The organism is Posidoniimonas corsicana (assembly GCF_007859765.1).
Taxonomy (GTDB): Bacteria; Planctomycetota; Planctomycetia; order Pirellulales; family Lacipirellulaceae; genus Posidoniimonas; species Posidoniimonas corsicana.
Map to the genome: position 1 here is coordinate 4,088,650 of NZ_SIHJ01000001.1, position 18,662 is coordinate 4,107,311.

The 18,662-nt window shown below is 68.3% G+C and carries 17 protein-coding genes; 8 read left to right on the forward strand and 9 right to left on the reverse strand.

The window, feature by feature from the left end; all coding sequences use genetic code 11:
* Positions 1-200: 200 nt before the first annotated feature.
* The 5 genes from KOR34_RS15765 (at position 201) to KOR34_RS15785 (ending at position 5,345) form a co-directional block, all read left to right on the forward strand.
* Positions 201-902, forward strand: coding sequence for an FKBP-type peptidyl-prolyl cis-trans isomerase (locus KOR34_RS15765; protein WP_228714630.1), 702 nt, complete (start codon positions 201-203; stop codon positions 900-902).
* Between the two features lie 539 nt (positions 903-1,441).
* Positions 1,442-2,809 carry a hypothetical protein gene (locus tag KOR34_RS15770; protein ID WP_197531445.1) on the forward strand — a complete coding sequence of 456 codons (1,368 nt, stop codon included), beginning with the start codon at positions 1,442-1,444 and terminating at the stop codon, positions 2,807-2,809.
* 183 nt (positions 2,810-2,992) lie between these two features.
* Positions 2,993-4,009, forward strand: a complete 1,017-nt coding sequence (locus KOR34_RS15775) for a DUF481 domain-containing protein (protein WP_146565613.1) — start codon at positions 2,993-2,995, stop codon at positions 4,007-4,009.
* A 74-nt stretch (positions 4,010-4,083) separates the two neighbouring features.
* Entirely contained in the window at positions 4,084-4,593 is a 510-nt protein-coding gene (locus KOR34_RS15780; protein WP_146565615.1) for a YiiD C-terminal domain-containing protein, read from the forward strand.
* A 323-nt stretch (positions 4,594-4,916) separates the two neighbouring features.
* Positions 4,917-5,345, forward strand: a complete 429-nt coding sequence (locus KOR34_RS15785) for an Hsp20/alpha crystallin family protein (protein WP_146565617.1) — start codon at positions 4,917-4,919, stop codon at positions 5,343-5,345.
* Positions 5,346-5,419: 74 nt separating this feature from the next.
* Here the strand turns inward: KOR34_RS15785 and KOR34_RS15790 are convergent, their stop codons facing one another.
* Positions 5,420-5,803 (reverse strand): fluoride efflux transporter FluC, encoded by a 384-nt coding sequence (locus tag KOR34_RS15790; RefSeq protein WP_146565619.1) that lies wholly within the window; start codon positions 5,801-5,803, stop codon positions 5,420-5,422.
* 225 nt (positions 5,804-6,028) lie between these two features.
* On the opposite strand from KOR34_RS15790, the gene KOR34_RS15795 reads away from it, so the two are divergent.
* On the forward strand, positions 6,029-8,722 hold the full coding sequence (locus tag KOR34_RS15795; protein WP_146565621.1) for a hypothetical protein: 2,694 nt from the start codon (positions 6,029-6,031) through the stop codon (positions 8,720-8,722).
* Positions 8,723-8,734: 12 nt separating this feature from the next.
* Here the strand turns inward: KOR34_RS15795 and cls are convergent, their stop codons facing one another.
* The 4 genes from cls to KOR34_RS15815 all read right to left on the reverse strand — a co-directional run bounded on the left by cls (position 8,735) and on the right by KOR34_RS15815 (position 13,367).
* Positions 8,735-10,210, reverse strand: a complete 1,476-nt coding sequence (cls, locus tag KOR34_RS15800) for a cardiolipin synthase (RefSeq protein ID WP_146565623.1) — start codon at positions 10,208-10,210, stop codon at positions 8,735-8,737.
* Entirely contained in the window at positions 10,203-10,949 is a 747-nt protein-coding gene (locus KOR34_RS15805) for an endonuclease/exonuclease/phosphatase family protein (RefSeq protein WP_146565625.1), read from the reverse strand. Before KOR34_RS15805 ends, cls begins: the two co-directional genes overlap by 8 nt.
* 99 nt (positions 10,950-11,048) lie before the next feature.
* Positions 11,049-13,046, reverse strand: coding sequence for a ferrous iron transport protein B (gene feoB, locus KOR34_RS15810; RefSeq protein WP_146565627.1), 1,998 nt, complete (start codon positions 13,044-13,046; stop codon positions 11,049-11,051).
* A gap of 45 nt (positions 13,047-13,091) precedes the next feature.
* On the reverse strand, positions 13,092-13,367 hold the full coding sequence (locus KOR34_RS15815) for a FeoA family protein (RefSeq protein ID WP_146565629.1): 276 nt from the start codon (positions 13,365-13,367) through the stop codon (positions 13,092-13,094).
* A gap of 237 nt (positions 13,368-13,604) precedes the next feature.
* Here KOR34_RS15815 and KOR34_RS15820 point away from each other — a divergent pair, with 237 nt between their 5' ends.
* A complete protein-coding gene (locus tag KOR34_RS15820) occupies positions 13,605-15,173 on the forward strand; it encodes an amidase (protein ID WP_197531446.1) in 1,569 nt (522 codons plus the stop codon).
* A gap of 10 nt (positions 15,174-15,183) precedes the next feature.
* Here KOR34_RS15820 and KOR34_RS15825 read toward each other — a convergent pair whose 3' ends face one another.
* Positions 15,184-15,618: a secondary thiamine-phosphate synthase enzyme YjbQ gene (locus KOR34_RS15825; protein WP_146565632.1), complete on the reverse strand. Its 435-nt coding sequence runs from the start codon at positions 15,616-15,618 to the stop codon at positions 15,184-15,186.
* A gap of 460 nt (positions 15,619-16,078) precedes the next feature.
* Here KOR34_RS15825 and KOR34_RS15830 point away from each other — a divergent pair, with 460 nt between their 5' ends.
* Positions 16,079-16,309, forward strand: coding sequence for a hypothetical protein (locus tag KOR34_RS15830; RefSeq protein ID WP_146565634.1), 231 nt, complete (start codon positions 16,079-16,081; stop codon positions 16,307-16,309).
* A 151-nt stretch (positions 16,310-16,460) separates the two neighbouring features.
* Here KOR34_RS15830 and mtaB read toward each other — a convergent pair whose 3' ends face one another.
* From mtaB to KOR34_RS15845, 3 genes are all read right to left on the reverse strand, one after another.
* Positions 16,461-17,726: a tRNA (N(6)-L-threonylcarbamoyladenosine(37)-C(2))-methylthiotransferase MtaB gene (mtaB, locus tag KOR34_RS15835; RefSeq protein WP_146565636.1), complete on the reverse strand. Its 1,266-nt coding sequence runs from the start codon at positions 17,724-17,726 to the stop codon at positions 16,461-16,463.
* 27 nt (positions 17,727-17,753) lie between these two features.
* The gene (locus KOR34_RS15840) at positions 17,754-18,107 is read right to left on the reverse strand and encodes a four helix bundle protein (protein ID WP_146565639.1); all 354 of its coding nucleotides are present in this window, start codon (positions 18,105-18,107) and stop codon (positions 17,754-17,756) included.
* Positions 18,108-18,176: 69 nt separating this feature from the next.
* Complete coding sequence (locus KOR34_RS15845) at positions 18,177-18,533, reverse strand: ATP-dependent Clp protease adaptor ClpS (protein ID WP_146566046.1); 357 nt, start codon at positions 18,531-18,533, stop codon at positions 18,177-18,179.
* Positions 18,534-18,662: the final 129 nt, after the last annotated feature.

An 18,662-nucleotide genomic window follows, 5' to 3' on the forward strand; every position in this document is an offset into this window, starting at 1 on the left:
GTGCCCTTAACTCTTTGTACCCCAATTGTAAGCGGCGTCTGTGGTTATTCCCACCATTCGGGCAACGGCTGCCCGACCGCTGGGCCCAGCCCCCTGACGACCCTCCGGCACAACTGTTAAGCTCTACCCCTCTAAACACTTGTACCGCCGCAGGAAACTTGACTATGCGCAGGCGATGGCACGCCCTTGTTGGTCCGATTTTGCTGACAGCCGCAGCGGGGCAACCGCTCTCGGCCACCGCTCAGGACCCGCTGCCCGCGGGCCGGCCCGGGGCCACGGCTCAGCAACCCACCTTCGAGCAGGACGTCAGCTACGCGATCGGCCTGTTTATGGGCCGCGACCTGCTGCAGAAGCAGGTGCCGGTGGACCCCAACCACCTGATGGCCGGCATCCGGGACGCCCTCACCAAGGCGCAGCCCCGTATGTCGAACGAACAGATCCAGGCGGTGATGACCCGCTTCGACCAACAAATGAACGAAAGGGCCCAGAAAGAAATGGCCAGCGAATCCGAGAAGAACAAAGAAGCCGGCGCAGCGTTCCTCGCAGATAACGCGAAGAAGGACGGCATCCAGACCACCGCTTCCGGGCTCCAGTACCGCGTCCTGGAAGAGGGAACCGGCGACTCGCCCACCGCCAGCAGCACCGTGAGCTGCCACTACGAGGGCACGCTGATCGACGGCACCGTCTTCGACAGCTCGTACAAGCGCGGCGCGCCGGCCGAGTTCCCGGTCAACGGCGTGATCAGCGGCTGGACCGAGATGCTGCAGCTCATGAAAGAGGGCGGCAAGGTCGAGGTGTTCATCCCCAGCAACCTGGCCTACGGCGAACGTGGCGCCCCGCCCGTGATTGGTCCCGGCGCGACGCTGGTGTTCAAGATCGAGCTGCTGAAGGTCCTGCAGTAAGCAGTGAAGCGAACAAGAGCCCGCTCGGCTGAGCAGCAGCCGGGCGGGCTTTTTTTGTGCGCAAGGTCCTCTCACTTCCCCCCGCAGGGGGGCGGAAGCGATGCTGCCTCGATCACGCCCGACGCAGTGACCGGCCACGCTTCGGCAGTATGCAGGTCGGCGGTCAACCAATCGGTTGAATAGCAACCAACCTGCCGGTGATTGTGCGGATCGTCCTCGGTCTAGGGGCTCCTCATCAATTCTTCTGCCGCACGACGGGTTGATTCCCTGGAGCATCGCGTCACCCGCAACGTACGCTTCAGCCCAAGCGGCAAAAATAGCGTGAATTACCCATACAGCCACTACAACGGGCTGGGGAATCGATTACGATTGGGGGGCATGCGAAAAACGGGAAGCCGCGAGGGATTCCGGCCAACCATGCCGCGGGCGAGGCGACTCCCCCGGCCCTGTTTGCAATGAAACTTAGACCCCCTCCGCCGGCAGTCTGCCGGGGAAGGGCAACCGTTCTTTCTTTAACCGTTCGATGGAGGACAACAGTGATGAGACGTGCGACCCTAGCGTTGCTGCCAGCATTCGCCCTGCTGGTTGCAACCACCCAGGCTTGGGCGGGCTGCGGCTGTGGTTCGGCTAGCGCCGACTGCGGTTGCGCCGCGGCCAGCAGCGACTGCGGCGGCGGTTGTGGTGACGCGGCGGCCGATTGCGGCTGCGGCACGACCACCAAGACGACGTACGTCCCGACGTACGAGACCGTGATGAAGACGGTCACGTCCACCGAGTACGTGCAGGAGCAGCGTGAGCGCACCTACACCGTGTACAAGCGGGTCCCTCGCACCGAGGAGAAGACCTCCACCTACACCGTGATGGAGCCGCAGACCGAGGAGAAGGAAGTCACCTACACGGTGCACGTCCCGACCTACGAGGAGAAGACCTCGACCTACACGGTCATGGTTCCCACGTCGGAGGAGAAGGAAGTCACCTACACCGTGATGGTCCCCTCCTACGAGGAAAAGACCTCGACCTACACGGTCATGGTCCCCACGACCGAGGAGAAGGAAGTCACCTACACGGTTAAGGTTCCTCAGTACAGCGAGAAGGAAGTCACCTACACGGTCAACGTTCCTCAGCAGGAAGAGAAGACCGGCACCCGCACCGTCACCAAGCGCGTCCCCGTCGAGACGACCCGCACCGTGACCGTCAACACCGGCCACTGGGAAACCCAGATGGTTGAGGTTGGCTGCGGCGGTTCGAGCGATGGCTGCGGCAGCTGCGGTGGCTGTGACAGCGGCTGCGGTTGCGAGAGCGGCTGCGGCGGCTGCGGCTGCGGCACCCGCACCGTGTGCAAGCGCGTCTGGGTTGGCGGCTGCGAGACCAAAGAGGTCCCCTGCACCACCTACGAGTGCGTGACCGAAGAGGTCCCGTACACCTACACCGTCTGCACGATGGTCCCCGAGGAGCGCACCAAGACGGTTAAGGTGTGCAACTACGTCGACGAGGAGCGCACCAAGACGGTCTCCGTCACCAAGTGCGTCCCCGAAGAGCGCACCAAGACCTACAAGGTCTGCAAGATGGTCCCCGAGGAGCGCACCAAGACGGTTACCGTCACCAAGTGCGTCCCCGAGGAGCGCACCAAGACCTACAAGGTCTGCAAGATGGTCCCCGAGGAGCGCACCAAGACGGTTACCGTCACCAAGTGCGTCCCCGTCGAGAAGACCCGCACCTACACCGTCACCACCTACGACTGCGTGCCGGAAGAGAAGACCCAGACCTACACGGTCTGCGTCCCTCAGACGGTCACCAAGGAAGTGCCGGTTAAGGTTTGCAAGATGGTCGCCCAGACCGTCGAGGTCCCCGCCTGTGGCGGTGGCTGCGGCGGTTGCGCCGAGCCCGCCCCGTGCGGCTGCAACTGAGGCGCTAACAAGCGACGCTAGCTGAAGACCCTGGCGGGCCGGAACCCTTGGTTCCGGCCCGCCTTTTTTTTGTTGCATCGATCCGCAGCCGGTCGGCGGCCGTCTGTCATCCGCCTTGGGTGATCGCGGGGGCTCTGCTACAAGTCCCGCCTACCCGTGCCTGCTGCCCCCACTAGTACGTGTATGCGTCGAACGGCCGCCACAACCCTGCTGCTAGCAGCCTGCCTGCTGACCGCCCACACCGGTCATGCGCAGGAGATCCGCCGGCTGCCGCCCCCGCCTGAACTGGCGGCGACCGTCGCGATGGCCGACCCGGCGGAGCTGCCGGCGCCCACCCCTGCGCCCGAACCGGCTGCCGAAGAAGCCCCGGCGCCCGAGCTGGCCGCACCCGCTGCCGCGTCGGCCGAACCGTCCTTGGAGGAACCGCCCTCCATGGAGCCCCCCGTCGAAGAACTGTCGGCGGACCTGATCCCGGAGATCGTCCAGCCCAGCGTTCCCGAGCCCGAGCCGGGCCCGCAGTGGTACACCCCGACCTACTGGTTCGGACCCACCCCCTGGGACACGGGCGTGGAGTTCGGACTCAACGGCTCAAGCGGCACGGGCGACACGCTCAGCACCCGCGCGGGCGGCTACCTCAAGCGCAAGACCGACCGCGGCAAGCTGGACACCAGCCTCTACCACAACCGCACGAAGAGCGACGGCGAAGAGACGCAGAACAACGCCCGGCTCGACTTCCGGTACGACTGGCTGTTCGGCAAGTCGCCGTGGACGCTGTACTTCAACAACCAGTCGTTCTACGACCGGTACCAGGCGTTCGACCTGAGCATGAACGTCAACCTGGGTGTGGGCTACCAGTTCTTCGACGCCGACGACGTGAAGCTGGCGTTGAGCCTCGGTTCAGGAGCCATCCGCAAGTTCGGCGGCGTCCGCGACGAGTGGGTGCCGGAAGCGCAGGGCGGCCTCAACTGGGAGCAGAAGATCTCCGACTCCCAGACCTTCAACGCCAAGCTGGACTACTTCCCTGAGTGGGGCGATCTGAACAGCTACCGTCTGGTCAGCGACATCAGCTGGCAGATCCAGCTCTCGCAGCCGTCGAACACCAGCCTGAAGTTCTCGCTGACCGACCGCTTCGACAGCAACTCCGACGGCGTCAACCCGCACAACACCAACTACTCGGTGCTGCTGCTGTGGAAGCGGTGACCGGCGGTGGCCGCCGGACCGCAGATTGGCTAGCATAGGCAGCTCCCCCAGACGTCCCCCCGAGCCGGCGACCGATGCCCGATCTGAACGCGACGCCGCCCCGGGCGCCCCTTCCCGATCCCCGGCTCGCGCAGCTCCAGCAGGTGATCAACACCGAGATCCCCATCTGCCAGAAGCTGGGGGTGGTGGTCGAGGGAATCGACGACGGCGCGCTGGTGATGTCTTGCCCGCTGGAGCTCAACCACAACCACCAGGCCACCGCGTTCGCGGGCAGCCTGAACGCGTTGTGCACCATCACCGGTTGGGGCGCCACCTACCTGGAGGTGCAGCCGCTCGACCCCGAGGCGGTGATCGTCATCCGCCGCAGCACGATCAAGTACCACCGCCCGGTCGACTCGCCCAGCATCGTGGCCCGCTGCCGGATGGTGACCGACGCCCAGCGGGCGTATTTCGCGGAGATGTTGGCCGAGAAGGGCCAGGCGAAGCTGGATCTGGCGATCGAGATCGATCACGGCGTCGTCGAAGACCGGCCAAGGGTAGTATTTGCCGGCTCGTACGTCGCGACCTCCAAGCAGACCGCGTAGCACAGCGGCCTCGTCGCCCAAGAGCCGGTTCTCCCCCTCCGTAAGCGCATTGCTGCGCGATAAACGCCGTTGGCGGCCGGTATTGCCTGCGATTGCCATTTTGGCAGTCGCAAACCTTCTCCACTAGGTGGCGACACAGGCCATCGACTGCCAAAATGGCGACGCCCCGGGCGACCGCTGCGACGGTATAAAACGCAAATCATTACCAAAAAACAACTTAAATCCACAACGGAGAATTGGCGCCGAGGTTGCATTTCCCTTCTGCGTGGCCGCTGAGAGCCCATCGAAACCAACCCCGTTTCTCTCATACACAGGAGTGGACCATGCAGAACACCACCCACAAGAATCGTCTGTCGGAAGTCTTCCCCGGCTCGCTCGCTGAGGTCGACACCCTCTTCAACCAGTTCTTCGGCCAGGGTCCGGCCAACCGCGGCCTGTCCGCGTGGCGGGCGCCCGCGTCGCTGTGGGAAGAGGACGACCGGTACTTCATCGAGGTCGACGCGCCTGGCGTCGCCCGCGACGCGGTGGACGTCACCTTCGACAAGGGCGTGCTGACCATCGCGCTGGAGCGGTCGCACGGCGATCAGAAGTACCAGCACAACGAACGCGGCTTCGGGAAGGTCACCCGGACCATCACGTTGCCCGACACGGTCGACCCCGAGTCGATCGAGGCCGGCCTGGCCGACGGAGTGCTGAAGGTCTCGGTCGCCAAGACCCCCGAGTCCCAGCCGCGTAAGATCGAGCTGAAGTAACAACGCCCCACGGCAGCGATGCACGGGAGTTTGGGCGGCGGCGCCAAGTGGCGCCGCCGCCTTTTTTATTGCGCTCAGGCCGACGGCGCGGCGAGCGCGCGGGCCAGCGCGACGCCGGCGGCGGTCGCCGCTAGGCCGATCACCAGGTTGCTTAGCACATTCGCCGCCGCCAGACCCCACTCGCGCTGCTCAAGGTACAGCACCGTCTGCAGGCCGAACGTCGAGAAGGTAGTCAGCGCGCCGAGGAAGCCCACGGTCACCGCCGGGTGGGACAGCATGGACAGCCGCCCGTTCGACGCGAAGCCGTCGTGGACGAGGGCGCCCAGCACGAAGCACCCGGCTACGTTGACAACCAGCGTCGCGTAGGCGAACCGCGTCCCCAGCAGGGCCATCCCGACTCCGTGCCGGCAGAGGGCGCCCAAGGCGCCGCCGATTGCGATGGCGAGGAGTTTGGTCATTCTGACTGGGGCGTTGGTTGCGTAGGATTCAGTGCGTGCGCAGCGGCGCCCTGCTCGGGCCCGGCGCCTTCTACTCAATCCATCGGCACGGGTTATGCGGATTCCTTACCGCAACTTAACTATCCAACCCATCCTGCCGATCCATCCCTTGGATGCAGGATAGGAGTGCGCATCTGCCCAGCCGGGTAGCTAGGCCGGGTGCGCACCGCAACACGGATCGTTGCAATGGAATCGAAACGGATTGAGATCGCACCCTACGCCCTCTACACCCTCGCCGCGGGCGCGCTGACGCTCAGCTGGGTGGCGCTCGAACTGTGCGTCGACAGCAAACCCGAGCGCCCCCGGTACGCGCCCCGGTCGATCACGGCGGCGGCGGTCCCCTGCCGACCCGCCCCACGGATGGTCGCCACGGCCCGCGAGGCCGGCTACCGCCCCTCGCTGGCGGCGTTGCTGCCCCAAACATCCAACTACGTGGAAGCGACCCCCGGCCCTGTCCGCGTGCCGCTTCCTCTGCACGCGCAGGCGTCGGAGCTGGTTGCCCTGGCGCCCGCCCGGCCGCTGTGGACCGCGCGTGACGCGCAGCCGTGGCGGCTGTTCGGGGCTGACACCCTCGGCGCCATCCGCCGCGGCGGCGCGGCGATCGGCCGGGCCCACAACGAGGCCGCCCGGCGGATCGATCTCCGCCCGCTGGTCGATCGCCTGGCCCGCCTGCAGCCGCCCGCCGAGCCGGAGATCATCCGCTCGCCGGCCGGGCTGACCGGCCCGATCCGTGTTGCGCCCGGCGACCGCCTGGCCATGGTGAACGACTCCGCCCGACACGCCCGCCCGAAGCTGACGATCCGCCAGCGTGACTCGCTCGACGGGCTGCTGGACGATATCCGCCTCGAGGACCAGGCCTCCTCGCCCGACAGCCTGCTGCGCTCGGAGCTGACGGCGTTGCTCGACCTGCCGGACTGCGAGGCGTGGGCGCGCGAGGCGCTCAGGCAACTCGACCTGCTGACCACCGGCGCCGAACCGGCCGCCGACGGCTACGCGGCCGGCGCCGACGCCTTTGCCCGGCACGCGGAACGCGGCCTGGCCGAGGCCGAGCACTTCCGCTCCGCCCGGGCGCGGGTTGAGCTCCGCAAGGCCGCCTACGCGGTGCTGCGCCGGGCGCCCACCTGGCGGATCGCCGCGCAGCTCAAGGAGCGGGACGCGCTGGTCGCGACCGCGGACGCGGACAAGTCGAACCAAGAACTCCGCCGCCGGCTCCGCCGCTTCGCCGCGCAGGTGGGGGCCTCGCACGAGGGGGACGGCTGGCGGCGCTACCTCAAGCTGATGCAGCTCGAGCGGGCGCTCGACGCGCCGCGCGCCGACAACGGGCAGGCGCGGCGCGACCTGGCACGTGAGATCCTCGCGCGGCTGGCCGCCGACAGCCTGGACGACCAGCAGCGCACGTTCACGTCCACCGGCGTGGTGGCCGCGTTGACCGACGAGCTGCACCTGGCGGCGGTCGACCACGTCGACGTGCCGCGGCTGGTGAACGACCTAGAGCTCTACGAGCTGAAGCCCAACCCAGAGCTCGCCGAGCGGATCGCGACGCGGCGGAACCTGCTCCGCCGGTCGGCGGCCGAGGGGCACCAGCAGCTGGCCAGCCAGATCGAGCAGAACTACCGCAACGCCAACGTGCGGGTGGCGCTCGCCGCCCACCTGCTGCAGCGGCTGCTGCCACAGCCGCAGCCCGAGGCGCAGCCGGTGGCCGAGCGGATCGCCGGGACGCCGGTTCGCGGGTCCGCGCTCACCAGCACCGACATCCGCCTGCGGCTCACGCCCGACCCGCGGGCGTGGCGGATCACGCTGGAGGCGCGTGGCGCCGTGACCGCGCGCACCGTGGCGGACGGCGGCCCCGCTCAGCTCAGCACGCACGGCGACACCGCGTTCGTCGCCCAAAAGCCGCTGGTGATCCACCGCCGCGGTGTGGAGACCTACGCCGCCGACTGCTTCGCCGAGAGCCAGTCGCAGCTGCTGGGCATCCGCACCAACTTCGACGGCGTGCCGCTGGTGTCGAGCCTGGTCCGCTCGCGGGCGCAGGAGGAGTTCCGCCGCAACCAGGGCCGCGCGCGCTGGGAGACCGAGTCGCGAGTCGGCGCCCGGGTGAGCGGCGAGCTCGACGAGCAGGCCGACGCGTTCGTCGCCAAGCTGCAGCAGCGGTACGAGCGGGCGGTCCTGGCGCGGGCCGAGTCGCTGCGGCTGGAGGTCGAGCCGATCGAGGTCCGCACGACCGAGCAGCGTCTGATCGCGCGGCTGCGGTTCGCCAACAACCGCCAGCTCGCCTCCCACACGCCCCGCAACCGGGCGCCGGCCGACAGCCTGTTCAGCATGCAGCTGCACGAGTCGATGCTGAACAACGCGCTGGACGGCATGGACCTGGGCCGCGGGACCCTCACCCCGGAAGAGCTGCGGGCCGTGGTCGCCGAGCGTCTGTCGGTCGACCTGCCCGCGGGCGAGCCGCAGGACCGGGTGGTTGAGTTCGACTTCGCGGCCGAGCAGCCGGCGCGGGTCGCGCTGGGCGACGGGCACATCGAGCTGGTGCTGGCTTTCGACCGGCTGCGGGTCGACAACGCCCGCTTCCAGGACTTCATCGTGCACGCGTACTTCCACCCGCGGGCGACGATCGACGGCGTGTGGCTTGACCAGGCCGACCCGGTGCAGATCGAGGGCCGGATGCGGTCCGGGCGGCGGGCGCAGCTGCACGCGGTGTTTGGCAAGATCATGCCGCCCGGGCGGACGCTGGCGGTCGCGGCCTCGACGCCCGAGCAGCGCCGCACGCTGGCGGGGTTGATGGTCACGCAGCTGCTGATCGACGACGGCTGGCTGGGCGTGGCCCTGGGGCCTGAGGCGCCGCAGCGGACCGCGGTCACCAATCGGTACCTCAAGTAGCCGGGGCGGGCGTCACAGCAGCGGGGCGACCAGCCGCGCCACGTTCTCCGCCAGGTGCACCAGCGGGGGGCGGTTGATGAGCGCCTCGAGCGTGAGCGGCTGGGAGCTCTCGATGTACTCGCCTTGCAGCGCCCGGAGCTGGCGGGTGAAGCCATCGTCGTAGACGCCCAGCGTGAGCTCGAAGTTGAGGTGCAGGCTGCGGGGGTCGAGGTTGAGCGAACCGAACAGGCACCAGTGGCCGTCCACCGTGACGCTCTTGGTGTGCAGCAGCCCGCCGTCGAACAGCCGGACCCGCACGCCCGCGCGGATCAGCTCGGCGTAGAACGCGTTGCTGGCGAACCGCACGAGCAGCGAGTCGACCCGCGCCGGCACCACCAGGGTCACCTCCACGCCCCGCAGCGCCGCGCTGGCCAGGGCCATCTGCATCGGCTCGTCCGGAACAAAGTAGGGCGTGGTGAGCACCACCTCCTCGCGGGCGGAGTAGACCGCCATGACCAGCGCCCGCTCCATCGCGTTCTGCCCGTACGCCGGGCCGGACGGCACCGCCTGCACCACGCAGTCGCCGGCCGGGGGAAGCGGGTAGGGGCCGCTGAGCAGTTTCAGCTCCTCGATGTCCTCACCGACCTCGACGCTCCAGTCCGCCAGGAACGTGATGGCCATCGCCTTGACCGGCGGGCCCTCGATGCGGGTCATGGCGTCGATCCACTGCCCCACGCCCGAGTCCTGCTTGAAGTACCGCGGGTCAACCAGGTTCATGCTGCCGGTGAACGCGACCTGCCCGTCGATGATCACGTTCTTGCGGTGCAGCCGCAGGTCGAAGCGGACGAACAGCATCCTCCAAAGCCCGCCCGGCAGCGCGGCGTGGACCTCGACGCCGGCGTCGCGGAGCCGCTTGGGCGTCGGCCCGCGGAGGAAGTCGCGGCTGCCCAACGCGTCCAGCAGCACGCGGCACTTGACGCCGCGCCCGGCGGCGTCGATCAACGCCTGCACCACCTCGTCGGCGCGGCCTCCGGGGTGCCAGATGTAGAACTCCATGAGCACGGTCTCTTCCGCGTCGGCGATGTCCTCAAGAATGGCGTCGAACACCTCGCCCCACGAAGGCAGCAGCGTCATCCGCCCGCCGGACAGCGGGGGGAAGCCGAGCGTGCGCTCGGCGAGCTGCGCGAACGGCTGCCCGCCGTGCGACGCGTCGAGCTGCGTGTGCGAGTCGCTCAGCTCCTCCAGCCACTTCACAACCGGCTTGGTCAGCAGCTTGAACCGCTGGATGCGGCGGGACCCCAGCCGCAGCTCGCCGAACATCAGGTACACCAGCGGGCCGGCCACCGGGAAGCCGCCCACCACCAGCACCCACGCCAGCGACACGCCAACCGGCAGTCCCCGCATGATCACGCGCGCGACGATGCCCAGCTGCAGCAGGATGTGGGCCAGAACTAGGATGCCGTAGTAGTCGGTGGCGGCGTGGTAGAGGTCGTTCAGCAGCTCATTCATGCGCGTGTGTGGAGTCGGTCAGCTGGAAATCGACGATCAGCGGCAGGTGGTCGGACGCGCGCCGCGCCACGGCGATCCGCCCGGCGAACGCCCCGTCGGCGGCCAGGTCGCCGCGGTAGAACACCCGGTCGAGCGCCCTCACCGGCGCGGCGGCCGGGAAGGTCCGGATGCTCTTCTCGGCCGACTCGTAGCCACACGGCGCCATCGCCACGCGGCCCAGGTCGTTGTAGACGTCGTTGAAGTCGCCCGCCACGACCACCGGCGTGTGCGCGGCGAACCCGCCCAGGAAGTCGCACGCGTGCAGCCGCGTGAGCTGCCGCTTGCGCTCGAAGCCGGCCAGCCCCAGGTGCACGTTCACCAGCCCCACCGTGCGGTGGCCGCCGTCGAGCGGCATCCAGCAGCGGGCCATCAGCGCCTGCCGCCGCTTCTTGAAGCGGATAGTGAGGTCCAGGTCGCACGCGTCGGACAGCGGCCAGCGGCTCAGGATCGCGTTGCCGTAGTGCCCGTCCTTCACCCGCACATTGCGCTGGTAGCAGCGGTATTGGTAGCCGCAGTGGTCGGCCAGCATCTCCGCCTGCTGGTGGAACTGAGAACGCTTGACCCCCTCGTCCACCTCCTGCAGGAACACCACGTCCGCGGCGTAGTGGTCGAGCACCTGCTGGATCCGCTCCGGGCGGTAGCGGCGGTCGACGCCGCCGATGCCCTTGTGGATGTTGTAGGTCAGCAGGCGGAACGACATGCGGCCGGGCGACGAGCGGGACGAGGGGCGTAAGGGGGACAGCCCGATTCTCGTTGCCGCGGGCGGCGGCGGCAAGCGGCGGCCCGCCCGGGCCTCGCGTCAGGCGGTGAGCGCAAGGGCCGCGCGGTAGGTGACAAAAGCGGCTGCGTAGGCCAGCACGCTCATGTAGCCCAACTGGAACACGGCCCACTTCCAGCTGCCCGTCTCGCGGGCGGTGACCGCCTGGGTCGGCAGGCACTGCATGGCCAGCACGTAGAACACCAGCAGACTCAGGCACGTGGCGGTGGTGAACACGGGCGAGCCGTCCGCGTGGCGCGAGTTCCGCACGGCGCCGATCAACGAGTCCTCGTCCTCCGGCTCGTCCCCCAGCCCGTACAGCACCGACAGCGTGGACACGACAACCTCGCGGGCGGCGAACGAGCTGACCACGCCGACGCTGGTCTTCCAGTCGAACCCCAGCGGCGCGAACAGCGGCTGAATTCCCTTTCCGATCCGGCCCGCCAGTGAGTGCTCGAGCTGCGCCTCCTGCAGGGCGAGGTCGGCTGAATCGGCGTCGAGCGCCTCGATCCGCTGCCGGTCCGACGCCGGCAGGTCCGCCAGATCGGTCTTGGGGTAGGTGGCCAGCGCCCACATCACGATGGTGATCAGCAGGATCACCGTGCCGGCGTTTTTGATAAAGGCCCAGCACCGCGCGGCGGTCTGGATCAGCGCGTTGCGCAGCGAGGGGAGGCGGTAGTTGGGAAGCTCGATCACCAGCGGCCGCGCGTCGCCGGGCAGCAGCGTCGCCTTGAACAGCCAGGCCATCACAAACGCCGCCACGATGCCCAGCACGTAGCTGGCCGCGAACAGCAGCGCGCCCTTCAGCCAGGCGTCGCCGAACAGGAGCGCGGCCACCATGGCGTACACCGGCAGCCGGGCGGAGCAGGTCATCAGCGGCAGCACCAGGATGGTCGCCAGCCGGTCGCGGCGGTCCTCGATTACGCGGGCGGACATGATCGCGGGGATCGCGCACGCGTGCGCGGAGAGCATCGGCACAAACGCCTTGCCGGGCAAGCCGACCCGCGCCATCAGCCGGTCCATCACGAACGCCGCCCGCGCCAGGTAGCCAGAGTCCTCCAGCAGCGCGAGCATAAAGAACAGGATCGCGATCTGCGGCAGGAACACCAGCATGCCGCCGACGCCGCCGATCACGCCGTCGGTGATCAGGCTGTTGAAGTCGCCCGGCGGCAGCCACTCGGCGATCGTCGCGCCGGTCAGCGCGAACAGCTGGTCGATCAGGTCCATCGGCACGGTCGCCAGGCTGAAGATCAGCAGGAACGTGACCAGCATCACCACGCCGAAGATCCCCAGGCCGAGCACGCGGTGGGTCAGCACCGAGTCGAGCAGTTCGGTTACGCGGGCGGGCGCCTCGACGCCGCCACGCAGCGCGCGGGCGCCAACCGCCTCCGCCCAGTCGTACCGGTCGGAGTACCGGCAGCCCGAGCACGATCCGCAGGCCGCCGCGGCGTCGAACGCCGGCGGCTCGAGCCGGCCCAGCAACGCGTCCAGCTCCGCGCGCAGCCCGTCCAGCCCGGTCTTGTTCTTGGACGACACCGCCGCCACCGGGCAGCCCAGCGACTCGCTCAGCACGTCGAGGTCGATCTCCAGCTTCTGGCGGTCGGCCAGATCGCTCATCGTCAGCGCGACCACGGTCGGGATGCTGAGCTCCAGCACTTCGGCGGCCAGGAACAGGTTGCGCGACAGGTTGGTCGAGTCGAGCACCAGCAGCACCGCGTCCGGCGCCTCGTGCCCGGCGAGATCGCCGCACAGCGCGTCGCGGGCGACCTGCTCGTCCGGGGTCGAGACCTCCAGCGTGTACAGGCCGGGCAGGTCCAGCAGCACCACGGTGTGCTCGGGCAGGCGGAGCGCGCCCACACGGTGCTCGACCGTGGTGCCAGAGAAGTTGGCGGTCCGCGCCCGGAGCCCCGTGAGGCGGTTGAACAGGCTCGTCTTGCCGGCGTTGGGATTGCCAACCAGCGCAACCGTAAAGCTCTCGGACCGCGGGCGCGCGCCGGGGCCGGAGATCACATTCAGTTCAGGAAGGTTCGCGCTGCTCATGTCGGCAGCCAGTCTATCCGGATGCTGGCGGCGGCGGGGAGGGCACTAACACGTGCTCAGCGTCACACGCGCGGCCAGCTCTGCGGACAGCCCTACCCGTGAGTTGAGAACCTGCACGATCAGAGGATTGCCGGCCGACACGACCCGCACGGTCCGCCCGGCGCAAACGCCCAACGCCTTGAGCCGGCTGGCGTCGGAAGTCTCGACCGCCACCTCGGCGACCCGACCCGCTTCGCCCGTGCGCAGCTCACCCAGCAGACGCAGCGCGGGGGCTGGCGCGGAGGGAGTGGGCGAAGTGGAGGTATTGGCGAAGGCCGACATGTCAGATCTCCGGGGCAAACCGTGATGAGACTCAATCTCACCTCGGCTGTAACAAGAATACTCCGCGGCCGTATAAGCGACAAGAGGCAGCCGGCTATCCACCTCCGGTCGGCATTTTGGGACCCATTCCGTGAGCGCCGACTGCGCCCGCCACTAGCGGTAGGGCGGCAGCCGGCAGGCAACTATGATGGGAGTTTCAGCCAGCCGGCCCGCCGGCGCCCCCGTAACCAGGCGTCTATGACCACGACGGACACCGACCACTCAGTCCTGCCCGCGCTCGGCGCCGCTGAGGCGGCGCGGCTGATCGCCAACCGCGAGATCACCTCCCGCGAGGCGACCGAGGCGTGCCTCGCGCAGATCGCCCGACTCAACCCTGCGCTCAACGCTATCACCCATCCCCGCGAGGCGGCGCTGGCCGAGGCCGACGCCGCCGACGCGCGGCAAGCGGCAGGCAAGCCGCTCGGCCCGCTGCACGGGCTGCCGGTCACCATCAAGGACTGCTTCGCGGTCGCCGGCAGCGAGACCACGCTCGGCATCCCCGGCTTCAGCCCCGGCCCCGACCAAGCCGACTCGCCGCTCGTGCGGCGGCTCCGCGCGGCGGGCGCGGTGATCGTCGGCAAGACCAACGTGCCGCAGGGGATGCTGCTGCACGAGTGTGAGAACTCGCTGTACGGGCTCACCCTGCACCCCACCGACGCCGAGCGCTCGCCGGGCGGTTCGAGCGGCGGTGAGGCGACCGCGGTTGCGGCCGGCATGAGCCTGCTCGGCCTGGCGAGCGACCTCGGCGGCAGCACCCGCCACCCGGCGCACAGCTGCGGCCTGGTGGGCTACAAGCCGACCAGCGGCCGGCTGACCATCCAGGGCTCCAAGCGCACGATGCCGGGCATGCGATCGCTGATTATTCAGCCCGGCCCAATCTGCCGCACCACCGCCGACGCGGACCTGGCTATGCGGGTGCTCGTTGACCCGACCGCGGCGCCCAAACAGTCCGACGAGCGCAACACCCCGTGGCCCGACTACCGCGACGTCGATGTGGCCGGCCTGCGGGTCGTCTACTGGACGGACAACGGGGTGGCCGCACCGTGCGCGGCGATCCGCCGCGCGGTCGAGCAGTCGGCACGGCATCTGGCAGACCTCGGCGCCGACGTGGTCGGAGTATCGATGCCGGACCCCGATGAGATGCTGCGGGTCTACTTCGGCCTGATCTCGGCTGACGGCCTGCGGTCGTTCGGGCGGCTGGTGAAGGGCAGAAAGAAGACCGGCCAGGTGCGGCGTCAGCTGCGGCTCGCCAAGTACCCGCAGTCGGCCCGCAACGCGATCGCGCTGGGGCTGTCAGCGTTCGGCCAGCCGGGCTTGGCGAAGCTGCTGCGGCTGACGGGGCCCCGCTCGGCCGACCAGTACTGGCAGCTCACGTCCGCGGCCGACGCGTACCGCACCCGGTTCTGGGAACAGCTCGACGGGGCGTTCGGCGGCCGCCCGGTCGACGCGGTCATCAACCCGCCGCACACGCTGCCCGCGCTGCGTCACGGGTCGGCGCTCCACCTGCTGCTCGAGGCCTCGCACTGCTACCTAGCCAACCTGCTAGACGCCCCGGCCGGCGTCGTGCCGGTAGGCGAGGTGACCGCGGAAGACGAGCGGGCCGAGCTGGCTGCGGGCAGCGGCGCGTGGGCGGTGGAGGACCGGCTGCGGCGCCAGAACGCGGCGGGCAGCGCCGGCCTGCCAATCGGCGTGCAGGTCATGGCACGGCCGTGGCGGGACGACGTCGCGCTGGCGGTGATGAGCGCCCTGGAATCGGCCAACGGTTGAGCGCGCCGGCCTAGCCGCCCGACGCCGCCTTGCCCCAGGCGGTGACCACCAGCTGCCGGCCGCTGGCGTGGTCGCGGTGCTCGCACAGGTAGATCCCCTGCCAGGTCCCCAGCGCTGGCCGCCCGCGCGAGATGGGCGCCATCACGCTGCTGCCGGTAAGGGTCGACTTCACGTGGGCCGGCATGTCGTCGGGCCCCTCGCAGGTATGGACGTACGGCATGCTCTCGGGCGCGATGGCCGAGAGCGCCATCTCCATGTCGACCCGCACGTCGGGGTCCGCGTTCTCGTTGAGCGTCAGCGACGCCGATGTGTGCTGGATGAACACGCACAGCATGCCGACCTCGAGCTCCTGCAAGCCCGGCACAGCATCCAGCACCTCACTGGTAATTAGGTGGCAGCCACGCCGCTTCGCGCGGAGGCGCACGGTCTCTTGAATCCAATGCATCGAGCAGCCCTCGGCGTGCGATCGTCGGCACAAAACAGCGTTGGTGTGAATCGTAAAAGCGCGCTGTGCCCGACCGGCTCAGACGCTGCGGACAACCTCACCAAACCACGTCCTCTCGGTCAAGTCACCGCATGCGGCAAGGTTTAGCTGACGGGCGTGTCAAGCGGGGTGGAAACCCAGGAAATGGCGGTACAAAAAACTTGACTTTGAAACCCCGCCGGTAATAATCGGCTACTTGATTCGGGCGACCAAGGATCGACAACGGGCCCGGGGCTTTTGGCCCCCGCTGAAGCGGCCCTCCCTCCCCCACCTGAAAACGCCCTCCCGCCGGGCCGGATGCTCCCCGCATCCCCGAGCCACGGCGATCCGTAACGGAATACGCAACGTATTAAAGCCCTGATTCCAGTCGGTCGGCGCTCAGCGTCTGGCCGCACCGACGCAGAACAGAAAGTATAAAGCGATGCCAGACCCGACCCTGAAGAATGTATTCGAAGCCATCCTGAAGTACGGCCACGACGAGGACTTTGTGCCCCGCGAGGACGACGAGTTCATCCCGACCACGGCGCCCGCCGGTTCGGACGAGAAGCTCGAGATCCTGGCCGAGCGGATCCGCCAGGGCCACCCGCTGTGGCACGAAGAGGACCGGGCCGACTACTCCGGCCTGACCGGCGTGGTGCGTCCCCGCGACTGATGCGGCAGCGCTAGCTGACTCAATACAAGGCCCCGCGGATCTCCGCGGGGCCTTTTTTTGTGCGCGGCTTAGTAAGGGCTCAGCACCGGGGCGGCGAAGCCGTGCACGTCCCGCCCGCACAGGTGTCTACCGGCGATCGGCCATGCGCACGCTACACGAGCGCGGCGGCTAACCGGCCGTCGGCCACGCCAGTCGCCCTCGCGCGGACGAACTCGCCCGCCGTGACGGGCGCCAGCACCGTGGGCGCGTAGCGGCAGGCGGTGCCGATCATCGGCCCGCCCGGTTCGGCCAGCGGCGACTCGACCAGCACGGTCAGCTCGCGGCCCACCAGGCTCTCGAAGTACGCGTCCCGCAGCTCGTGCTCGACGCGGGTCAGCTCGTGCACGCGGGCCTTCTTCACGTCGCCGGGCAGCTGGTCGGGCATGGTTGCGGCCGGGGTGCCGCGGCGGGCGCTGAACGGGAACACGTGGATCTTGGAAAACCCTGCCTGGCGGCAGACGTCGACCGTCTGTTGGAACTCGGCGTCGGTCTCGCCGGGGAAGCCGACGATCACGTCGGTGGTGATGGCGGGCTGGTCGAGCCGCTCACGCAGCAACCCGCAGCGGTCGACAAACCGCTGCGAGCCCCAGCGGCGACGCATCCGCCGCAGCACGCTGTCGGAGCCCGACTGCATCGAGATGTGCAGGTGCGGCGCGACCTTGTCCGGGTGCGCGGCCATGACGTCGATCAGCTCGCGGGTGGTTTCGGTCGCCTCGATGCTGGACAGGCGCACGCGGAAGTCGCCATCGATGCTGGCGAGCTGCTCGACCAGGTGCGCGAGCCGCGTCCACTCTTCCTTGGGCAGGTCGCGGTTCCAGTCGACGCCGTAGTGGCCCAGGTGGATGCCGGTCAGCACCACCTCGCGGTAGCCGTTGTCGACCAGCCGGCGGACCTCGTCCTCGATGTGCTCCAGGGGCCTGCTGGTCAGCTTGGGCCGCACGTGGGGGATGATGCAGAAGCTGCAACGCAGCAGGCAGCCGTCCTGCACCTTCACGTACGCGCGGTGGCGTTGCCCGAAGCCCGACACGCCGGTCGGCACGTCGGTCACACCGAAGCGGCCGAGCAGGTCGCCCAGCTCCCGCTTGTCGGTCAGCACCTCCGTGACGTTGGGCAGCGCGGCCACTTCTTCCGGCGCGCGGGTCGCGTAGCAGCCCATCACCACGATCTTCGACGCCGGGTTGTCCCGCGCCAGCCGGCGGATCACCTGCCGGCTCTTCGAGTCGCCCTCGCCGGTCACCGTGCAGGTGTTCACGATGCAGAGGTCGGCCTGCTCCCCGTCGCCCGCGTCACGGTAGCCGATGGTAGCAAGCCCCTCGCGGACGAACTCGGTCTCGTACTGGTTAACCTTGCAGCCGAGGGTGTGGGTCTTGAGTAGCATTGCGGATCGGGGATTGCGGATTGCGGACTACTTGTTTCTTGAAGTATTGATCGATGCCACGATCATCGATAGCAACTCGTTTGCTTCGGCGAGCAACGGCTCAACAAGCTCTGCCCTTATCAATTCGGAATCCACCAGCAGCTCGATCCAGTACATCGACTCATCGCATTCCTCCTCGCAGATCCCCAGCTTCGCGCGAAACTCGGCGGCCGACCTAGCCCGGCAAGCCGCGCGGTAGTTTGCGCCAACCGACGTGCCGGAACGGAGCAGCTGGTTGCCCAACACCCGTCCGATCCGGTCGTCACCCAGACTCTGCACCAATTTAACCACCCGCAGACCAAACGCCTTGGTGCGCTGCTTAAACTCTTCCTGCTTCGACATTCAGTCCCCCACCCGCCATCTTGCCCCAGGACTTACTCCAATCTGCAATCAGCAATCCGAGATCCGCAATCAGTTCGCTTCCTCAATCGTCGCGGTCATCGACCCCTTGCAGTTCTTCATGTGCTCGTCTTTGCCGTAGGCGTGGATCTGGTCGCGTTTGAGTTCGGCGTGCTCCTTGGTGGTGGTGATCACGACCACCTTGCCTTTCTGGTCGACCGTCTCGGCCATCTTGAAGCACTTCTCGGTGGTGTAGCCGAACAGCTCGCGGAGCATCAGGATCACGTACTCGTAGGTGTGCTCGTCGCTGTCCCACAGCACGACGTTGTACTTGGGGATCGGGGGCCGGTCTCGCTCCTTCTGCGGTGCCTTCTTCGGCGCGACCACGACCCCTTCGCCCGGTTCTTCGTGAGCGGATTGCTCGTCCATCAGGGGCCTCGGCAATGGGGGTGTGCGGTGGTGGTTGTCCAAACACCGCAGTATATTAGACCGATCCTCGACTCACCACGGCGCCCGCCAGGGCGCCATCACCCCAGCCAACCAGCATTAGCCGGCGTT

Bases quoted from the DNA above. Each gene is read 5' to 3' on its own strand.
- KOR34_RS15770 (WP_197531445.1), top strand. From the start codon at position 1,442: ATGAGACGTGCGACCCTAGCGTTGCTGCCAGCATTCGCCCTGCTGGTT.
- KOR34_RS15825 (WP_146565632.1), bottom strand. From the start codon at position 15,618: ATGCATTGGATTCAAGAGACCGTGCGCCTCCGCGCGAAGCGGCGTGGC.
- feoB (WP_146565627.1), bottom strand. From the start codon at position 13,046: ATGAGCAGCGCGAACCTTCCTGAACTGAATGTGATCTCCGGCCCCGGC.
- cls (WP_146565623.1), bottom strand. From the start codon at position 10,210: ATGAATGAGCTGCTGAACGACCTCTACCACGCCGCCACCGACTACTAC.
- KOR34_RS15785 (WP_146565617.1), top strand. From the start codon at position 4,917: ATGCAGAACACCACCCACAAGAATCGTCTGTCGGAAGTCTTCCCCGGC.
- KOR34_RS15805 (WP_146565625.1), bottom strand. From the start codon at position 10,949: ATGTCGTTCCGCCTGCTGACCTACAACATCCACAAGGGCATCGGCGGC.
- mtaB (WP_146565636.1), bottom strand. From the start codon at position 17,726: ATGCTACTCAAGACCCACACCCTCGGCTGCAAGGTTAACCAGTACGAG.
- KOR34_RS15845 (WP_146566046.1), bottom strand. From the start codon at position 18,533: ATGGACGAGCAATCCGCTCACGAAGAACCGGGCGAAGGGGTCGTGGTC.
- KOR34_RS15815 (WP_146565629.1), bottom strand. From the start codon at position 13,367: ATGTCGGCCTTCGCCAATACCTCCACTTCGCCCACTCCCTCCGCGCCA.
- KOR34_RS15830 (WP_146565634.1), top strand. From the start codon at position 16,079: ATGCCAGACCCGACCCTGAAGAATGTATTCGAAGCCATCCTGAAGTAC.
- KOR34_RS15775 (WP_146565613.1), top strand. From the start codon at position 2,993: ATGCGTCGAACGGCCGCCACAACCCTGCTGCTAGCAGCCTGCCTGCTG.
- KOR34_RS15790 (WP_146565619.1), bottom strand. From the start codon at position 5,803: ATGACCAAACTCCTCGCCATCGCAATCGGCGGCGCCTTGGGCGCCCTC.
- KOR34_RS15795 (WP_146565621.1), top strand. From the start codon at position 6,029: ATGGAATCGAAACGGATTGAGATCGCACCCTACGCCCTCTACACCCTC.
- KOR34_RS15820 (WP_197531446.1), top strand. From the start codon at position 13,605: ATGACCACGACGGACACCGACCACTCAGTCCTGCCCGCGCTCGGCGCC.
- KOR34_RS15780 (WP_146565615.1), top strand. From the start codon at position 4,084: ATGCCCGATCTGAACGCGACGCCGCCCCGGGCGCCCCTTCCCGATCCC.
- KOR34_RS15840 (WP_146565639.1), bottom strand. From the start codon at position 18,107: ATGTCGAAGCAGGAAGAGTTTAAGCAGCGCACCAAGGCGTTTGGTCTG.